Origin of the sequence: Amaricoccus sp. (assembly GCF_017993425.1) — a bacterium.
In the GTDB taxonomy this organism is placed as follows: Bacteria; Pseudomonadota; Alphaproteobacteria; order Rhodobacterales; family Rhodobacteraceae; genus Amaricoccus.
The window spans coordinates 20105-36960 of sequence record NZ_JAGOMQ010000016.1 but is presented as its reverse complement, the minus strand read 5'-3'; the positions used below and the strand labels follow the sequence as shown (position 1 = coordinate 36960).

The window sequence follows — 16856 nt, the reverse complement described above, 5'->3', positions numbered from 1 at the left end:
CGCCATGGCTCGCGCCGCCGCTCCCGGGTTCCGGGGCCGCCCGTCTCCCGCCCGCCTGCCGCGCCGTCGCGCGGCGCTTCGGCGATCGCCGGGCCTCAGGGGAGGACTTCCATGAGACGACGCGATTTCCTTGCGGCTTCGGCCGCTTGCGGGGCGATGCTCCTTGCGCCGCGGACCGGCCGCGCGGCGGCGGGCTTCGACCCGCGGCCGGGGCCGTGGCGGAGCTTCGCGGTGACGACGAAGATCGACGTCATCGACCCGGGGGCCGGGGCGGCGCAGGCCTGGGTGCCGCTGCCCTCGGTCGACGAGCCGGACTGGAGCGCGCCGGAGGGCGACGACTGGGACGGCAACGCCGCGACGGCCGAGGTTGTGGTCGATCCGGTCTACGGGGCGCGCATCCTGCACGCGACCTTCGCGCCCGGCGAGCCGGCGCCGCGGCTGGAGGTGACGAGCCGCTTCCGCTCGCGCGACCGGGGCCAGGTGCTGGACGGCCCGGCGCCTCGGGCGCTGTCGGAGGCGGACCGCCGCCTGTTCCTGGCCGCAACCGAGCTCCTGCCGACCGACGGGATCGTGCGGGAGACCGCCCAGCGCATCACCGCCGGGGCGACGGACGAGGTGGCGAAGGCGCGGGCGATCTACGAGTGGGTGGTGGAGAACAGCCGGCGCAAGGCGGAGGTGCGCGGCTGCGGGCTGGGCGACGTGGCCTCGATGCTCGCCATGGGAGATCTGAGCGGCAAGTGCGCGGATTTGAACGCGCTTTTCGTCGCGTTGGCGCGGGCGAGCGGGTTGCCGGCGCGCGATCTCTACGGGCTCAGGGTCGCGCCTTCGGCGTTCGGCTACAAGAGCCTCGGGGCCGGATCGGAGGTGGTGACGAAGGCGCAGCACTGTCGCGCCGAGGTCTGGCTCGACGCGCATGGCTGGACGCCGGCCGATCCGGCGGACGTGCGCAAGGTGGTGCTGGAGGAGCCGCCGGGCGAGAACCCGCTCGGCTCGGAGAAGGTGGCGGCGGCGCGGGCGGCGCTGTTCGGGGCGTGGGAGGGCAACTGGATGGCCTACAACGACGCCCACGACCTGACCCTGCCGGGCTCGGAGCACCGGCTGGCGTTCCTGATGTATCCGCAGGTCGAGGTCGCGGGCGTGCTGCGCGACTGCCTCGCCGCGGACACCGTCGCCTATGCCATCACGGCGCAGGAGACGGCCGTGTGATGCAGAAAAGTCAGTGGCCCAGGCGGCGCGGCTCCTAGCAGGCGGCAGGTTCCGGCTCGCCGGCGAGGTCGAGGCCGCGGGCGGTCGGGGGCTGCCAGGTCTTCGATTCCGCGACCGCGCCGTGCGGGCTGGTGCCGGTCTGCGAGCCGCCGAGGCCGCCGCTCCAGCCGGTCGCGGCGTTGCCCGGGGCGGTCGCGTCGCCGGGGGTCGGCGCAGTGGCCGCGGCGGCGACGCCGCCCTCGCATTCCGCCTGCTGCGCCGCCGCCCCGGTTCCGCCGAGGGCGAGGACGAGGATTGCCAGAGCCGTTCGCATGTCGGGTTCCCTCTCCTGCTCGGGGGAGAACGACGCCGGCCCGAGGCGGTTCCCCGGGAGCTTGCGGCGGGGTTTTTCTGGTTCCCGTTTGGGAGCGAGGTATCCCTCTGGAACGGCTTGCAAAAGTCTGGCTGGAATGCGGCTGGAAGCCGGCTTGCCACTTTTTAACGGGCGGTTGACGCAAGGCGTGCGCCGACGCGCCGAAACGGCAGTGTCGGACACGATCCGCCAGTGCGTCGGAGCCAGCCGGCAGGTCGCCGGTCGCGCGCGCAAGCGCGCGGCTTTGGCCTCGGCCGGGTCGGAGGAGCCCGGGCGTCAGTCGGCGGCGGGCGGATCGGTGGCGATCAGGCCGCCGACGAAGGCGCCGATGGCGGGGCCGCGCTCGATCAGGCTGCGCGCGGCGCCGAGGCTCGGGCGGTCGAGGCGGGGGAGGGGGGCGACGAAGGCGGCGGCTTCCGGGGTGGCGGCGTCGGGGGCGGCCGCGGCGGCGCCGGCGCGCGCGGCCATGTAGGCCGCCATCGCGGCGCGGTCGGCGTCGCCGGTGGCGGCGGCCCGCGCCCAGTCGCCGGAGGCCCAGGCGTAGCCTGCCGCGGCGTCGGCGTCGCCGGCCGCGTCGAGCGCCGCGACCGCCTCGGCCGGGGCGCCGCGCCGGGCCAGCGCGGCCGCGCGGATCCCGGCCGTGACCGGGCCGGAGAGGCCGACCAGCGCGGCGAGGGCCGCGTCCGGGCGGCCGAGGGCCAGCTCGGCGCGGGCCGCGAGGCGGCGGCTGTCCGGGTCGCCGCGGAGCAGCGCCGGCCGCAGCAGCTCCAGCGCCGCGTTCGGCAGGCCGACGGCGATCAGGCTCTCCGCGGTCGCCCGCCGCGGCTCGTCGCCGCCCGGGCCGCGCAGGAAGAGCGGCCGCGCCGCCAGCGCCGCCTCGGCGTAGGCGGCGGTCCCGACCCGGTCCGGCGCGGCGCCCGCCACGGCGGCGACCCCGAGACGCGCGAAGCGCCTGCGCGACGCGGGGAGGTCGGCGCGCGCCCGCGCCACCTCGGCCATCGCCGCCTGGAGGTCGCCGCGGGCGGCGAGCCCCTCGACGAGGACGGCGCGCAGCTCGACCTCCCGCGGGTCGCCCCGCTGCACCGCCGCCGCCGCGCGCAGGTCGAGGACCAGCCGGTCGGGCAGCACGTATCCCTCGGCGATCGCCAGCCGGGTCAGCGCGACCAGCGCGTCCATCGCCGCCGGCGAGCCGCTCTCTGCGATCGCCCGCAGCGCCGAGGCCGCCGCCTCGGGCTTGCCCTCGGCCGCCAGCAGCCGGGCGTCGACCAGCGCCAGCGCGTCGCTCGGCGTCGCGCCGGCGCGGATCGTGGTCGTCTCGATCTCGCGCGCCGCCGCCGGGCGGCCGGCGTCGAGCAGCCGCAGCGCGAGCGGCGGGCCGAGAATGGCGCGGAGGTCGACCGGCAGGTCGGCGAAGGCCTCCTGAACGGAGGCGAACTGCGCCTCGCCGCGCCAGGCGGGGCCGGCGCCGGCGAGCGCCAGCCAGAGGCCGTGGCGGCCGGGACAGATCTCCGCGACCGCGAGCGGACCCTCGGGATCGACCGGGCGGCCCTCGAAGGTCCGCGCCATGGCGACGAGGAGCGGCCCGTCGGGCAGCGGCACGCCGAAGCCGGCAAGCAGGCTCTCCGCCTCGGCCCCGAGCCCGAGGCGGAGGTAGAGGCGGGCCAGCGCGTCGAGCGTCTCCGGGTCGGCCTTGTCGAACTCGCCGACCAGATGGCGGAGGAGGGGCTGGCTCTGCTCCGGCAGCGGCGTCGTGCCGCCCCAGGCGGCGATGTCGAGCGCCGCGTCCGGCAGGCAGGCCGGGGCGGGCGCGGGCTGGCTCAGGGCGGCGGCGAGGGCCGCGCCGTCGCGGTCGTAGACGCTGATCGCCTCGACCTGGTCGAGGAGGGCGAGCGCCGCGAGAGCCGCCGGCGGGGCGCCGGCGGGGCGCGGCTCCGGGCGGGCGGTGGGTTCCGGCGCGGGAGCCTGCGCGTGGGGCTGCGCCGCGGCGGGCTGCGGCGCCGGCGGCGCCTCCGCGGGCGACATCACCACGACGCCCTGCTCGGCGGCGCGGGAGAGGTTGGCGATCAGCGCCGCCTCGGCGGAGGCGACGGCCTCGGCCTCGCGGCGCTCGCGCGCCTCGGCCGTCCCGGCGGGCGCGACGGGGGGCGCGGGCGGCACGGCGCCGCGGTCGCCGATGTCGAGCGCGAGGTGGCGCGCGCCGACGAAGGAGGCGGAGACGCGGCAGTCGCAGGCGAGGCCGACGACGACCCGCGTGCCCTCGGGGGCGACCGAGGTCTCGATGGCGTCGACCCGGTCGCGCGGGATGCGCTCCCAGACCCCCTCGACGCCGAAGGCGAGCCGCCGGCCGGGGAAGAGGATGGTCGCCTCGCCGGGCGCGGTCTCGAGCGACCATTCGGTGGTCGGCTCGATGGTCATGACGATGCGGGTGAAGCCCGGATGCTCGCCGGTGCGGATCGCGCCCCCCTCCTGCGCGACGGCCGGGGCGGCGAGGAGAGTGGCCCCCGCGAGCGCGGCGGCGAGGGATCCCCGCCCGGCGAGGGGCGCGGCCCGGGCGGGGAGCGCGGGCGCGGAGAAGGGCGCGGCGCGTGGCATGACCCCGGCGACCGGCGCCGCCCGGACGAGAAGGGCGGGCCGCGGGAGGGACGCGGCCCCGGCGAGGGGTGGCGAGACGAGACGGCGGCGCCTCATGCCGCGAGGCTCGCCTTCGAGGCCCGGAGCGCCTCCTCGAGCGCGTTGTAGGAGGGGCGCACGCCGGCGGGGGCGTTCTGGCGGCCGACCTCGACGCAGATGTTCGGGGCGTGCTGGTGGAGCGCCGCGACCATCACCTCGCGGATCAGGTTGTAGAAATGCTGGTCCTCGTCGATCACCCCCTTCACCCGGCTGGCGAAGGGGCCGACGAAGCCGTAGGCGAGGAACACCCCGAGGAAGGTGCCGACGAGCGCGCCGCCGATCATCTTGCCGAGGATCTCGGGCGGCTGGTCGATGGCGGCCATCGTCTTGATGACGCCGAGCACGGCGGCGACGATGCCGAGCGCCGGCAGGCCGTCTGCAATGGATTGCAGGGTATGGGCCGCATGAAGCGACTCCTGGTAGTTCGCCTCGATGCGCTTGCCGAGCACCTCCTCGACCTGGTGGGGGTCGTCGTAGTTCATCGAGGCCGAGCGCAGCGTGTCGCAGATCAGCGCCACCGCCTCGCCGTCGGCGAGGATGCGGGGATAGGCGCCGAAGATCGACGAGGCGCCGGGGTCCTCGATATGGGCGTCGAGCTCGACCGGGTTCTGCCGGGCGATGCGGATCAGCTGGAACATCAGGCAGAGCAGGTCCTGGTAGTCCTGCGGCCTCCAGTGCGGCCCCTTGAACACCTTGCCCACGGCCTTGAGCGTGTGGGTGATGCCGTGCTTGTCGTTGGAGATCACGAAGGCCCCGATCGCCGCGCCGGCGATCATCATCATCTCGTAGGGCAGCGAGTGGAGGATGATCCCGATCTTGCCGCCGGCGATCACGTAGCCGCCGAAGACCATGATGAAGACGATGACGATGCCGACGATGCCGATCATGGGGTGCTCGCGATGTGGTCGTGGCGCCCGGGGCGGGCAGTCGGCTCCTCTTGCCGAAGGAGGCTTAAGAAAGGTTCAAACGCGCCGCGCCGATCACCGACCCGTCGCTCTCCGGCGCGGTCCTGATCGAGCGCGAACGGCCGCGCGAGGATCGCCTCCTCCCGAGCCGCCCGCCCGTCCTCGCCCCGGCCGCGGGCCTCGGCCGCCGGCGCATGGAGCCGGGCGTGGGCATGGTCGCCAGTCGGCAGGCTACGCGACGGGGACGGCGAGGAAGGATCGGCGGCGGGGTCTCGCCCCCGGACGGCTCCCGTGTCGCCCTCGTCCCGCGCGGCGTGCCCTGTCGGGCAGCCGGAAGGCCCGGGATCTCAGCGCACGAAGAATCAATGACTTAGCCAATTTTCACGCGTGAACACGCGTCACTCCTTCGGCACGCGGGAGTTGCGGCTGGCGATGGTCAGGGTGATGGCGTAGGCCTGCTCGGGGGCCATGCCGCTCAGGATGGCGGCGGCGGCCTTGGGGTCGAGGCCGACGAGGAGGCCGGAGGCGAAGCTCACGTCCATCGTGCCGAAGATCTTCGCGGCGTCGGCCGGCTTCATCGCCTCGTAGACCGCGGTCATGCGGTCGATGTCGCGCTCGGCCGCCTTGTCGGCCAAAGCGAGGGTGTCCTGGAGCTTCTTCTGCGCCGTCTCGAAGGCGGCGAGCTGCTCGGCGAGCTTGGCCTCGGCGACGTTCAGGGTCTGCTTGCGGTCGGCGAGGCGGGCCTCCTCCTCGGTCAGCGCCGCCTCGCGGGCGCGGATCGTGGCGAGAAGCTCGTCCGCCTCCGCGGTCTCCGCGTCGCCGTCGCCGAGGGCGCCGCCGACCTCCTCGGCGATCGCCGCGCCGCTCTCCGCGAGCCGCAGCGCCGCCGAGCCGAGGAAGCAGAGCGCGATCAGGCCGACGCCGCCGATCGCGCGGCCGCCGGCCATGTCAGCGCTCCCCGCCCGCGGCGAGCGCGCTCAGCGCGGCGATGAGATCCGCCTCGCTGCGCGTCGTCGGCTCGGCGGGCGCGCGCCGGCGCAGCATCCCGTCGAGCGCCAGCATCCGCCGCGGCTTCGGCACGGGATCGCTCAGGTCGGGCGCCGCCTCACGCACAAGTTCGCGGGTCAAGTCCGGGGCCGCATCCCCCTCGGCCTCCGACTCGGGCGGCGGCGGCGACACCAGCCGCGGGCCGGGGACCTCGCGGCGGCGCGCGGCGAGGGGCGTGGCCTCGGGCTCGGCCGCGGCGACGGGCTCCGGCTCGGGGGCGCGCGCCGGGGGGCCGGCCTTCTCGACCGCGGCGAGGAGCAGGCGCAGCTGCGCCGCCGCGGCGTCGGCGCGGGCGGTGAGCTGCACGAGGTCGGCGCGCGTCTCGCGCGAGCCGGCCTTCGCCTCCTCGAGCGTGGCGCGGGCGAGCTCGATCTGCCGCGTCAGGGTGACGATGGCGCCGCCGAGGCCGCCGTCGAGCGACTTCAGCGCCCGCACCCGCCCGGCGAGCACCCAGCAATAGAGCCCGGCGAACATCGTGCCGGCGATCAGCAGGCCGTCGGTCATGACCTCCATCTCCGCCTCCCGCTCAGTTGAGCACGAACTCGGCGACGAGGAGGTCGCGGACCTTCCCCTCGCCGGCGACGACCTGCACCCGCCGCAGCATCTGCGCCCGGAGCCGCTGCAGCGCGGCCGGGTTCTCGAGGTCGCGGACCTCGACGGCGCGGAGGTAGGTGTTGAGCGCGTCCACGAGCCGCGGCATCACCATCGCGACCTCGCCCGCCTCGGCCGGATCGACCTCGAGCTGGCCGGCGAAGCGCAGGTGGCGCGCCGAGGCGCCCGGCGGCAGCGAGATCATGATCGGCTCCATCGCCACGAAGGCGACCGAGCCGTCGCCCGCCGCCGCCGCCTCGCCATGCCCGCCGCCGTGCCCGCCCCCGCCGCCATGGCCGCCGCCCCCTGAGAGGAGGGCGGCCGGGTCGACGAGGCCGCTCCAGACCGCGTAGAAGCCGCCGCCGCCGAGGGCGAGCGCGGCGACGAGGCCGACGAGGAGGCCCTTGCCCTTCTTCGGGCGGCCCTCCGGGGCTTCGGCGGCAGGGGCGGCGTTGCTCATCTCGGAAACTCTTCTGCGCAGCTCTTCGGGCGTCGTTTACTCTTCCTACCCCTAATCGAATCTTAATCGCTGGCGCCGGGTCTTAGGCTCCGTCGCGCCGACGCCGCGGAAACCAATTCTTAAGCAAGCCGCTCCGATTATCCGCCCGTCCACCGGCGGCCCCTCCCGCCGGGCAGAATGCGAAGGCCGCCCCGCGTGCAGAACCTCAAGACCCTCTGGGAAGGACTCGAGCCGCGCCAGAGGCTCATCGCGGCGCTGAGCGTGCTCGCCGTCCTCGCCGCCATCTACGGAATCGCCCGGGTGGCGAGCGCGCCGTCGATGGCGCTCCTCTATTCCGGGCTCGACGCGGCGGCGGCCGGCGAGGTCGTGGCCGCGGTCGAGGCGCTCGACGTGCCCTACGAGGTGCGCGACACCGCCATCTTCGTCGACGGGACGCGGCGCGACGAGGTGCGGCTGGCGCTGGCGACGCAAGGGCTGCCGGCGACCGGGCCGGCGGGCTACGAGCTTCTCGACACCCTCTCGGGGTTCGGCACGACCAGCCAGATGTTCGACGCCGCCTACTGGCGCGCCAAGGAGGGCGAGCTCGCCCGCACCATCGCCGCCGCGCCGAACGTCCGGGCGGCGCGGGTGCATCTGGCGAACCCCGTCAGCACGCCCTTCGCGCGGACGCCGACGGGCTCGGCCTCGGTGACCGTCACCATGGCCCGCGGCGCGCTCGACCAGGGGCAGGCGCGGGCGATCCGCTATCTGGTGTCCTCGGCGGTGGCGGGGCTCGCGCTCGACGCGGTGGCGGTGATGGACAGCGCCGCGGGCGTCGTCCTCGCCGGCGCGGAGAGCGGGCCGTTCCCGCCGGGGATGGCGAACCCGGACGACCGGTCGGAGACGTTGCGCGCCAACGTCCAGCGTCTGCTCGAGGCCCGGGTGGGGCCGGGGCGGGCGATCGTCGAGGTGAACGTCGACGCCGCCATGGACAGCGAGACGATCCGCGAGCGGGTGCTCGACCCGGATGGCCGGGTCGCGATCTCGAGCGACGTCGAGACCAGCCAGGAGAATTCGCAGGGCGGCGCCTCGGGCGTGACGGTCGCCTCGAACCTGCCGGACGGCGACGTCGCGGGCTCGGGCGACCAGAGCAGCCGCAACGCGTCGCAGAACCGCGAGCGGCAGAACTTCGAGGTCTCGGAGACCACGCGCGAGCGGGTGGTGCTGCCGGGGCAGATCCGGCGCCTCTCGGTCGCCGTCATGGTCGACGGCGTGACGACGACGGGGGCGGACGGCAAGGCGGAATGGTCGCCGCGCTCGCCGGAGGAGCTCGACGTGCTGCGGATGCTCGTGCAGTCGGCCGTCGGCTTCGACGCCGAGCGGGGCGACACGGTGACGATCCAGACGCTCCAGTTCACCGCCTCGCCCGACCAGGGCTCGCTGGTCGAGAGCGCGGGCGACGGCTGGCTGGCGGCGAACGGGACCGGCCTCGTGCAGATGGGCGTCCTCGCCGCGATCGTGCTGGCGCTGATCCTCTTCGTGCTGCGCCCGATGATGGCGGGGCGCAGCCCGGCGGCGGCGCTGGCCGAGCTGACGGGCCCGCGCGAACTGCCGGCCGAGACGCTGCGCGCGCTCGGCGGGCCCGAGGCGATCGCCGGCCCGCACGGCGGCGACCTCCTCGACCTGCCGCCGGCGACGCTGACCAAGATCGACCGCCTGCGCGACGTGATCGCCAGCCGCGGCGAGGAGAGCGCGGCGGTGCTGCGCGCCTGGATCGAATCTCCCGAAACCCGGAAGGAGGCCCCGCAGCCATGAACGCTTTCCGCCTGCAGATCTTCGAACCCGCCGGCGTCCGGGGGCCCGCTCCCGAGGAGCGGGCGCTGGCGGAGGCTCGCGAGGAGGCCTGGCGCGCCGGCTTCCTCGCGGGCCAGGCCGCCGCGACCGAGGCGCATCTCGCCGAGCAGTCGCGGCTGACCAGCGAGCTCATCGAGGCGCTGTGCGACGGGCGGCTGACCAACGAGGCGGCGCGGCGGCACGTGGCGGTGAGCCTCGCGCCCTTCGCCGGGGCGATCGTCGCGGCGCTGACCCCGGCGCTCGCCGAGGCCGGCCTCGCCGCCGAGGCGGCGGCCCGGGTCGAGCAGGCGCTGGCCGCGGCCCCGGAGGCGCGGCCCGTCCTGCGCTGCGCGCCGGAGCTCGTGCCGGTGATCCGCGGCATCCTCGCCGAGCGGGGCCTCGCGGCCACCGTGGAGCCGGCGCCGGAGATGCTGCCGCGCGAGGCGGCGCTCTACTGGGACCAGGGCTACGACCGGATCGACCTCGACGCCTGCGCCGAGGAGCTGCGCGCCTGCGTGGCGGCGCATCTCGAGCCGGAAGACGCGGAGATAGAGGAGCGCCGCTATGGATGACGCCGCGGATCCCCGTCCCGAGGCCGGCGCCCCGGACGCCCCGGCGCGGCCAAGCGCGCGCGTCGGCGCGTTCCTCGGCGTGCCGATCGAGGTGACCATCTCGGTCGGCAAGGCGCGGCCGCTGGTGAGCGAGCTGGTCGAGCTGCGGCGGGACTCGGTGCTGACGCTCGACTCCACGATCGACGATCCGGTCGAGCTCTATATCGGCGACCGCCTGATCGCGCGCGGCGAGCTGCAGGAGCTTGGCGACGAGTCCGGCCGGCTCGGGGTGCGGCTGACCGAGGTGGCCGACTTCTCGAATGAGCTCTGATCGTTCTCGGCGAGCCGCGGATCCGTCGTCGCCCCCTCCGGGGCGGCGATTCTCTCACGCGCCCGAAAATTCGCGGATCTCGAAAGATTATTTATTTCAATGGCATAACCAAGCTATCACGCGTGTTAGGCAGCGTCCCGGGGCGCCTGCGCCTGCTTTTGGCCTCCTGACCGTGGGAGGCTGCGCCGCGCTGCTGCCCCGGCGCCCGGCCCTCGGCCTCGCGCTGGCGGCGGGGCTGTCGCTCGTCGCGCTGCCCGTCCTCGCGCAGGACGTCTCGATCAGCCTCGGCGACGGCGAGGCGCTGTCGCTGCGGACGGTGCAGCTCTTCCTGCTGCTGACGCTCCTCAGCCTCGCGCCGGGGATCGCCATCATGGTGACCTGCTTTCCGTTCATGGTCACCGTGCTCTCCATCCTGCGCCAGGCGATCGGGGTGCAGCAGGCGCCGCCGAACATGCTGATCGTCAGCCTCGCGATGTTCCTGACCTGGTTCGTCATGGAGCCGGTGTTCCGCGAGGCGTGGGAGGCGGGGGTGCGGCCGATGATCGACGGGCAGATCGCCCCCGAGGCGGCCTTCGCGCCGACGATCGCGCCGTTCCGGGCCTTCATGGCGGCACGGGTCGATCCCGCCACGGTCGAGATGCTGCGCGAGGCGGCGCCGCGGGCGGCCGCGCCGGCGGCGGACGGGGGGGCGCCGCTCAACCTGCTGGTGCCGGCGTTCCTGCTCGGCGAGATCAAGCGCGGCTTCGAGGTCGGGTTCCTGATCTTCCTGCCGTTCCTCGTCATCGACCTGGTGGTGGCGGCGGTGCTGATGTCGATGGGCATGATGATGGTGCCGCCGGCGATCGTGTCGCTGCCGTTCAAGCTCGCGTTCTTCGTGATCGCCGACGGCTGGAGCCTGCTCGCCGGAGCCTTGGTGCGGAGCTACGGGCAATGAGCGACGGCGCGCTGCTGCCTGCCCGCCGCGGCGGCGACAAGGCGCGGCCGCCGGCGCCCGCGCTGCGGCCGGACCAGATGCCGAGCCCGATCGAGAAGGCGGCGATCATCCTGACCGCGATCGGCCCGGACGCCGGGGCCTCGGTGCTGCGCGGGCTGGCGGAGCCCGACCTGATGCGCTTCGCCCGCACGCTGGCCGGGCTCGGCAAGGTGCGGCAGGAGGTGCTCGACGCGGTGATCGTGGAGTTCCTCGAGGCGCTGACCTCGGGGCCGGACGTGGCGGGGGGCGACAAGGCGGCGCGCAAGCTCCTCGGGGCGGTGCTCGACGAGGGCGAGGTGTCGCGGCTGCTCGACGGCGGGCAGGGGACGCCGCGCAGCGTCTGGGACCGGCTGAACGACACGCCGGTCGCGGCGCTGGCGAGCTTCGTGCAGGCCGAGCATCCGCAGACCGCGGCGGTGATCCTGTCGGAGCTGCGCCCCGAGACGGCGGCGAGCGTGCTGGAGCGGCTCGACCGGGGATTTGCGCAGGCGATCGTGCTGCGGCTGAGCCGGGTGCCGAGCCTCGACCCGGCGGTGGCGGCGGCGATCCAGGGCGCGATCGAGCGCGACTTCCTGTCGGTGCTGCAGCGGAACCTGTCGAAGCGGCGGCCGGCGGACCTGATCGCCGGGCTGATGAACAACATCTCGTCGGAGGCGCGCGACGGCTTCCTCGGCTATCTCGAGGCGGCCGAGCCGGGGCTGGCGCAGGACGTGCAGCGGACGATGTTCACCTTCGAGGACATCCCTGCGCGGCTCAACCCGCGCGACATGGCGGCGGTGCTGCGCGACATCCCGGAGGAGACGCTGCTGATGGCGCTGAAGCTCGGGCAGGCGCAGGGCAGCGCCAGCGTCGCCTTCGTGCTGGAGAACGTGCCGCGGCGGCTGTCGGAGCGCTACGTCGAGGACCTCGCCGGCCTGCCGGAGCCCGGCCGCAAGGAGGGCGAGGCGGCGCAGATAGAGATCACCAAGGCGATCCAGATCCTCGTCCGCGAGGGCCAGATCCGGTTCGTCGAGCGCGATCCGGGGGCGGCCTGATGTCCCACGGTGGGACATGGGTCAAGCTGTTGAGATAAAAAAGTAGAAAAGTCGGCAACGTTATTGCGCGGCCGGCGCGGCGGCTTGGGGGTCGATCCCGAGCGTCGCCGCGAGGACGCCGCCGACGAGGACGCAGGCCCAGGCGAGCATGAGCCCGACGCAAAACGTGGCGAGCACGGCCTTTCCCTTGGCTCCGAAGAGCAGCCACTTCTCGTCGCAGGGGACGTTCCTCATCTCCCGGTCGAGGTCCCGCATCCGCATGCCGAAGGCGAAGATGTCGACCCACATCGTGCGGTTGAAGACGATCATGAAGGCGGCGAGCACGATCAGGCCGAGCGCGTCGAAGGAGACGCCGCCGAAGCCGTGCTTGAAGCCGGCGAGATAGACGGCGATCGCGTAGGCGCCGCCGTTGGCCGAGAAGAGGAGGCCGTAGCGCCGGCCCTTGCCGGCCTCGTAGGTGGCGACGAGATCGGGCCGGTAAAGGTCGGGATCGGGTTTCACGGTCATCGGGCAATCTCCGGCAGCGGCAAAGTCATGCGTCAAATCGGCCGCCATGTTGCCTGATCGGCGGCGGGTCGGCGCGTCCGGATGCGACGCCCCGACGACGCTTCGGGCGGCGGCTTGTCGCGGCCGGGCGGGAGGACTAGCTTCTCGTCCGGCGATCGGGCTTCAGCCCGGACGCGGTCCGGCCGGAGCGACGCCCCCATGTACACGACGCTGCAACGCCAGTCGTTCCTGCTGCTGCTGGGGCTCGTCTCGCTGGCTTTCGCCTGGATCCTGATCCCGTTCTACGGCGCGGTGCTGTGGGCGGTGATCCTCGCCATCGTGTTCCGCCCGCTGCAGCGCCGGCTGGAGCGCCGCTTCGGAGCCGGGAGCAACATCGCGGCGGCGATCAGCGTGATCGTCTGCATCGTGCTCGCGGTCATCCCCATGATCATCGTGGTCGGCTCGGTGGTCAGCGAGGGCGCGGCCTTCGTCGCGCGCATCCAGGACGGGAACATTCCCGTCCCCTCCAGCCTCGCCGACGTCGTCGACCACCTGCCGACCTGGGCGCAGAACTGGGTGGACCGCATCGGCATCGTCGACTTCGACCGCCTCCGCGAGCGGCTGGTCGAGACGGTGTCGACGATCAGCCAGTTCCTCGCCGCGCAGGCGCTGAGCGTCGGGCAGAATACCGTGCGCTTCATCGCCGCGATCGGCGTGATGCTCTACGTGCTGTTCTTCCTCTTCCGCGACGGCAAGCGCATCGGCGCGACCATCCGGGAATCGCTGCCGCTGAGCCCGGAATACAACGAGGCGCTGCTGAAGAAGTTCGCGGCGGTGGTTCGGGCCACGGTCAAGGGCAACATCATCATCGCGATCATCCAGGGCGGCATCGGCGGCGTCGCCTTCTGGGCGCTCGGCATCCAGGGCGCGCTGCTCTGGGGCGTGCTGATGATGTTCCTGTCGATGCTGCCGGCGGTCGGCGCGGCGCTGGTTTGGGCGCCGGTCGCCGGCTACCTGATGATGACCGGCGACTACCTGCGCGGCGGGATCATGGTGGCGATCGGCATCGGGGTGATCGGCCTCGTCGACAACCTGCTGCGGCCGCCGCTGGTCGGCAAGGAATCGCGGTTGCCGGACTACGTCGTGCTGGTCTCGACGCTCGGCGGCCTCTCGGTCTTCGGGATCAACGGCTTCGTGCTCGGGCCGCTCGTCGCCGCGCTCTTCATGTCGTGCTGGGCGCTCTTCCGCGAGGAGCAGGCGGCGGTCCGCGAGGCGAGGATGAACCAGGAGCCGGTCGAGCCGATCGACGCGGCCGAGGTGATCGGCGTCACGCCCGCCGGGGAGGGCGAGCTCGTCGACGCGGTGGTGGCCGAGCTCGGCGACGAGGTCGCGGTCGTCGTCCTGCCGTCGGGGGCCGCTCCGGCCCGCTGAGCGGCGGCGGATTCGCGAGCCCCGAAAGCCGGTTGGAATGATCGGCTCGCGGAGCTAAGGTCCGCCGCAGGCGAGCAGAGGGAGGACGCCCGGAGCGATGGCGCACGCGGCGACGAGCGAGGTCCGGGCGGAGCCGCAGTTCTCCCAGCCGGTCCGGCAGGTGGTGATGATGCTGATCGTGCTGGGGCTGACCGCCGCCTGCGCGATCCTGCTCTATCCGCAGCTCGCGGGGATCTTCGCCGCCTCGCCCTATCTCAAGGCCTTCATCGTCCTCGTCTTCTTCGTCGGCGTGGCGGCCTGCTTCTGGCAGGTGCTGTCGCTGATCGCCTCGGTGAGCTGGATCGAGGGCTTCGCGCTGGAGCGGCCCGGCCACGACATGGCCTCGCCGCCGCGGCTGCTGACGCCGCTCGCCACCCTCCTGCGCGAGCGGCGGGCGCGGCGGGCGCTCAGCTCGACCTCGACGCGGTCGATCCTCGAGAGCGTCTCGGTGCGCATCGAGGAGCAGCGGGATCTGACGCGCTACCTGATCGGGCTCCTGATCTTCCTCGGCCTCCTCGGCACGTTCTACGGCCTCGCCACGGTGGTGCCGGCGGTCGTCGACACCATCCGCTCGATGGCCCCGCAGGAGGGCGAGAGCGCCGCCGCCGGCTTCGACAGCCTGATGCGCGGGCTCGAGGGCCAGCTCGGCGGCATGGGGACGGCCTTCGGCTCGTCGCTGCTCGGCCTCGCCGGGTCGCTGGTGGTGGGGCTGCTGGAGCTCTTCGTCAGTCATGCGCAGAACCGCTTCTACCGCGAGCTGGAGGAATGGCTTTCCTCGATCACCAAGCTCGGGGTCGCCGGGGTGGACGCCGACGAGCCGCTGACCGCCGGGGCGCTGCTGGGGGTGATCGAGCAGAGCGCGATCCAGGTCGACTCCTTGCGCGAGGTTGTCGAGGCCGGCGCCGCGCGGGCCGCCGCCACCGAGGCGCGGATCGATGAGCTGGTGCGGCTGATCGCCTCGCCGGAGCGGCGGGCGGAGGAGCGGGCGCTCCTCGACCGGCTGGTCGCCGCGCAGGAGGCGACCGGGCAGGCGCTGGGCGCGCGGGCCGAGGACCGGGCGCTGGTCGAGCGCATGGTGCTGGCGCAGGAGGCGACGGCGCAGCTCCTCGCCGCGCGCGACGAGGAGACCGGCCGGCTCGACGCCGAGACGCGGGCGCGGCTGCGCTCGATCGACACGCAGGTGCTGCGCATCCTCGAGGACATGGCCGGCGGGCGGCAGGATCTGGTGACGGAGATCCGCCAGGACATCGCCGGCATCGCCGAGGCACTGCGGGCGCTGGCCGGGCGGCGGGGGTAGGGCGATGGCGCTGGCGTCGCGGCGGGGCAACCGGTTCCAGCTTCTGATCTGGCCGGGCTTCGTCGACGTGATGACGGCGCTGGTTCTGGTGCTGTTCTTCGTGCTCTCCATCTTCATGATCGTGCAGTTCGTGCTGCGCGACACCATCACCGGCAAGGACAGGGAGCTGGACGAGCTCTCGGTGCAGGTGGCGAACCTCGCCGACGCGCTCGGCCTCGCGCGGTCCGAGGCGGACACCCGGGCGGCGCTGATCTCGACGCTGACCGGCGAGCGCGACGCGCAGGCCGAGCGGCTCGCGGATTTCGAGGCGCAGGTGGCGAGCCTGATCGCGCGCAACACCGATCTTTCCGGCTCGCTGGAGGCGGCGCAGGCGGAGAGCGCCGAGCGGCTGTCGGCCAGCCAGGCGCTGGAGCTGTCGCTCGCGCAGGCGCGGACCGAGGTCGACGCGGAAAAGGAGGCCGCCCGCCTCGCCGCCGCCCGCCGCGAGGCGCTGGAGGCGCTGGTCGCGTCGCTCCGCGGCGAGGCGGCCACGCGCGCGGGCGAGCTGGCGGCGCAGGGGACGAGGCTCGACGAGGCCGAGGCGGCGCGGCTCGCCGAGGCCGCGGCGGCCGAGGAGCTGCGCAAGCGCCTGGAGGGCTCGCAGGCCGAGCTGACCGCCATGACGCTGTCGCTCGAGGCCGAGCGCAAGCGCGCCGGGGAGACGCTGACGCTCCTCGCCGCGGCCGAGGCGGCGCGCGACCGGCTGGCCGGGTCGGAGGCGGCGGCGCTGACGGACGCCGAGCGGCGGGCGGGCGAGCTGGCGCAGGCGCGGGCGCTTCTGTCGGAGCAGCAGGAGGTCTCGGGCGAGGCGCAGCGGCAGGTGGCGGTGCTGAACCAGCAGACGGCCGAGCTGCGCCGGCAGCTCGACGGGTTGCAGGGGCTCCTCGACAGCGCCGCGGACCGCGACGCCGACGCCAAGGTGCAGATCGAGACGCTGGGCTCGAACCTCAACGCCGCGCTGGCGCGGGTGGCCTCGGAGGAGCAGGCCCGCGCCGCGCTGGAGGCGCGCGAGCGCGCGCGGCTGGAGGCGGAGGCGAAGGACCTGCGCCGCTACCGCTCGGAGTTCTTCGGGCGGATGCAGGAGATCCTCGGCGCCCGCGAGGGGGTGCAGGTGGTGGGCGACCGTTTCGTCTTCCCCTCGGAGGTGCTGTTCGCGCCCGGCTCGGCGACGCTCGGCCCGGAGGGCCAGGCGCAGGTGGCGCGGGTGGCCGGGGTGATCCGCGAGATCGCGAGCGAGATCCCGCCCGACATCGACTGGGTGCTGCGGGTGGACGGCCACACCGACAAGACCCCGCTGGGGTCCGGAAGCCCGTTCCGCGACAACTGGGAGCTGTCCCAGGCGCGGGCGCTGTCGGTGGTGCGCTACATGATTGCGGCGCAGGGCGTGCCGGCGGAGCGACTGGCGGCGACGGGCTTCGGCGAGTACCAGCCCGTCGACCCGGGCGACAGCCCCGAGGGGCTGGCGCGGAACCGCCGGATCGAGCTGAAGTTCACGGAGCGGTAGACCGGCGCGACGCCCCGGAGGCGACACGAGACGCCGTCGCGGTCATCGCAGGCGAATGCGATTTACCTGCTCGTCATGCGCCAAGCGCTTGTTGCGACTCAGATTTTCACCTAAATTCAGTCGTCTGC

At 74.1% G+C, this 16856-nt stretch carries 16 protein-coding genes; 9 read left to right on the top strand and 7 right to left on the bottom strand.

The features are described 5' to 3' along the window. Nucleotides 1-111: 111 nt before the first annotated feature. The gene (locus KBB57_RS09520; RefSeq protein ID WP_290749151.1) at nt 112-1206 is read left to right on the top strand and encodes a transglutaminase-like domain-containing protein; all 1095 of its coding nucleotides are present in this window, start codon (nt 112-114) and stop codon (nt 1204-1206) included. 34 nt (nt 1207-1240) lie between these two features. Here the strand turns inward: KBB57_RS09520 and KBB57_RS09515 are convergent, their stop codons facing one another. From KBB57_RS09515 to fliL, 6 genes are all read right to left on the bottom strand, one after another. Continuing rightward, nucleotides 1241-1519 (bottom strand): hypothetical protein, encoded by a 279-nt coding sequence (locus tag KBB57_RS09515; RefSeq protein WP_290749149.1) that lies wholly within the window; start codon nt 1517-1519, stop codon nt 1241-1243. A 315-nt stretch (nt 1520-1834) separates the two neighbouring features. Continuing rightward, nucleotides 1835-4150, bottom strand: a complete 2316-nt coding sequence (locus KBB57_RS09510) for a hypothetical protein (protein ID WP_290749147.1) — start codon at nt 4148-4150, stop codon at nt 1835-1837. Between the two features lie 92 nt (nt 4151-4242). Beyond that, nucleotides 4243-5115 (bottom strand): flagellar motor stator protein MotA, encoded by an 873-nt coding sequence (motA, locus tag KBB57_RS09505; protein ID WP_290749145.1) that lies wholly within the window; start codon nt 5113-5115, stop codon nt 4243-4245. A 416-nt stretch (nt 5116-5531) separates the two neighbouring features. Next, nucleotides 5532-6080 carry a hypothetical protein gene (locus KBB57_RS09500; RefSeq protein WP_290749143.1) on the bottom strand — a complete coding sequence of 183 codons (549 nt, stop codon included), beginning with the start codon at nt 6078-6080 and terminating at the stop codon, nt 5532-5534. 1 nt (nt 6081) lies between these two features. Beyond that, on the bottom strand, nt 6082-6693 hold the full coding sequence (locus KBB57_RS09495; RefSeq protein WP_290749140.1) for a hypothetical protein: 612 nt from the start codon (nt 6691-6693) through the stop codon (nt 6082-6084). A 13-nt stretch (nt 6694-6706) separates the two neighbouring features. Then, nucleotides 6707-7231, bottom strand: a complete 525-nt coding sequence (fliL, locus tag KBB57_RS09490; RefSeq protein ID WP_290749137.1) for a flagellar basal body-associated protein FliL — start codon at nt 7229-7231, stop codon at nt 6707-6709. 195 nt (nt 7232-7426) lie between these two features. Between fliL and fliF the strand changes: the two genes are divergently transcribed. The 5 genes from fliF (at nt 7427) to KBB57_RS09465 (ending at nt 11932) form a co-directional block, all read left to right on the top strand. Further along, nucleotides 7427-9025 (top strand): flagellar basal-body MS-ring/collar protein FliF, encoded by a 1599-nt coding sequence (gene fliF, locus KBB57_RS09485; RefSeq protein ID WP_290749134.1) that lies wholly within the window; start codon nt 7427-7429, stop codon nt 9023-9025. Continuing rightward, entirely contained in the window at nt 9022-9615 is a 594-nt protein-coding gene (locus KBB57_RS09480) for a hypothetical protein (RefSeq protein WP_290749131.1), read from the top strand. The genes fliF and KBB57_RS09480 overlap by 4 nt, the downstream gene beginning before the upstream one ends. After that, complete coding sequence (locus KBB57_RS09475; protein ID WP_290749129.1) at nt 9608-9925, top strand: FliM/FliN family flagellar motor switch protein; 318 nt, start codon at nt 9608-9610, stop codon at nt 9923-9925. Before KBB57_RS09480 ends, KBB57_RS09475 begins: the two co-directional genes overlap by 8 nt. 223 nt (nt 9926-10148) lie before the next feature. Continuing rightward, complete coding sequence (gene fliP, locus KBB57_RS09470) at nt 10149-10859, top strand: flagellar type III secretion system pore protein FliP (RefSeq protein WP_290749250.1); 711 nt, start codon at nt 10149-10151, stop codon at nt 10857-10859. Beyond that, entirely contained in the window at nt 10856-11932 is a 1077-nt protein-coding gene (locus KBB57_RS09465) for a FliG C-terminal domain-containing protein (protein WP_290749127.1), read from the top strand. Before fliP ends, KBB57_RS09465 begins: the two co-directional genes overlap by 4 nt. 60 nt (nt 11933-11992) lie before the next feature. On the opposite strand, the gene KBB57_RS09460 is transcribed toward KBB57_RS09465, so the two are convergent. After that, complete coding sequence (locus KBB57_RS09460; RefSeq protein WP_290749125.1) at nt 11993-12439, bottom strand: hypothetical protein; 447 nt, start codon at nt 12437-12439, stop codon at nt 11993-11995. 198 nt (nt 12440-12637) lie between these two features. On the opposite strand from KBB57_RS09460, the gene KBB57_RS09455 reads away from it, so the two are divergent. The 3 genes from KBB57_RS09455 (at nt 12638) to KBB57_RS09445 (ending at nt 16728) form a co-directional block, all read left to right on the top strand. Further along, nucleotides 12638-13849: an AI-2E family transporter gene (locus KBB57_RS09455; RefSeq protein ID WP_290749122.1), complete on the top strand. Its 1212-nt coding sequence runs from the start codon at nt 12638-12640 to the stop codon at nt 13847-13849. Between the two features lie 97 nt (nt 13850-13946). After that, complete coding sequence (locus KBB57_RS09450; RefSeq protein ID WP_290749120.1) at nt 13947-15185, top strand: biopolymer transporter ExbB; 1239 nt, start codon at nt 13947-13949, stop codon at nt 15183-15185. A gap of 4 nt (nt 15186-15189) precedes the next feature. Next, complete coding sequence (locus KBB57_RS09445; RefSeq protein WP_290749118.1) at nt 15190-16728, top strand: peptidoglycan -binding protein; 1539 nt, start codon at nt 15190-15192, stop codon at nt 16726-16728. The last annotated feature ends 128 nt before the right edge of the window (nt 16729-16856 follow it).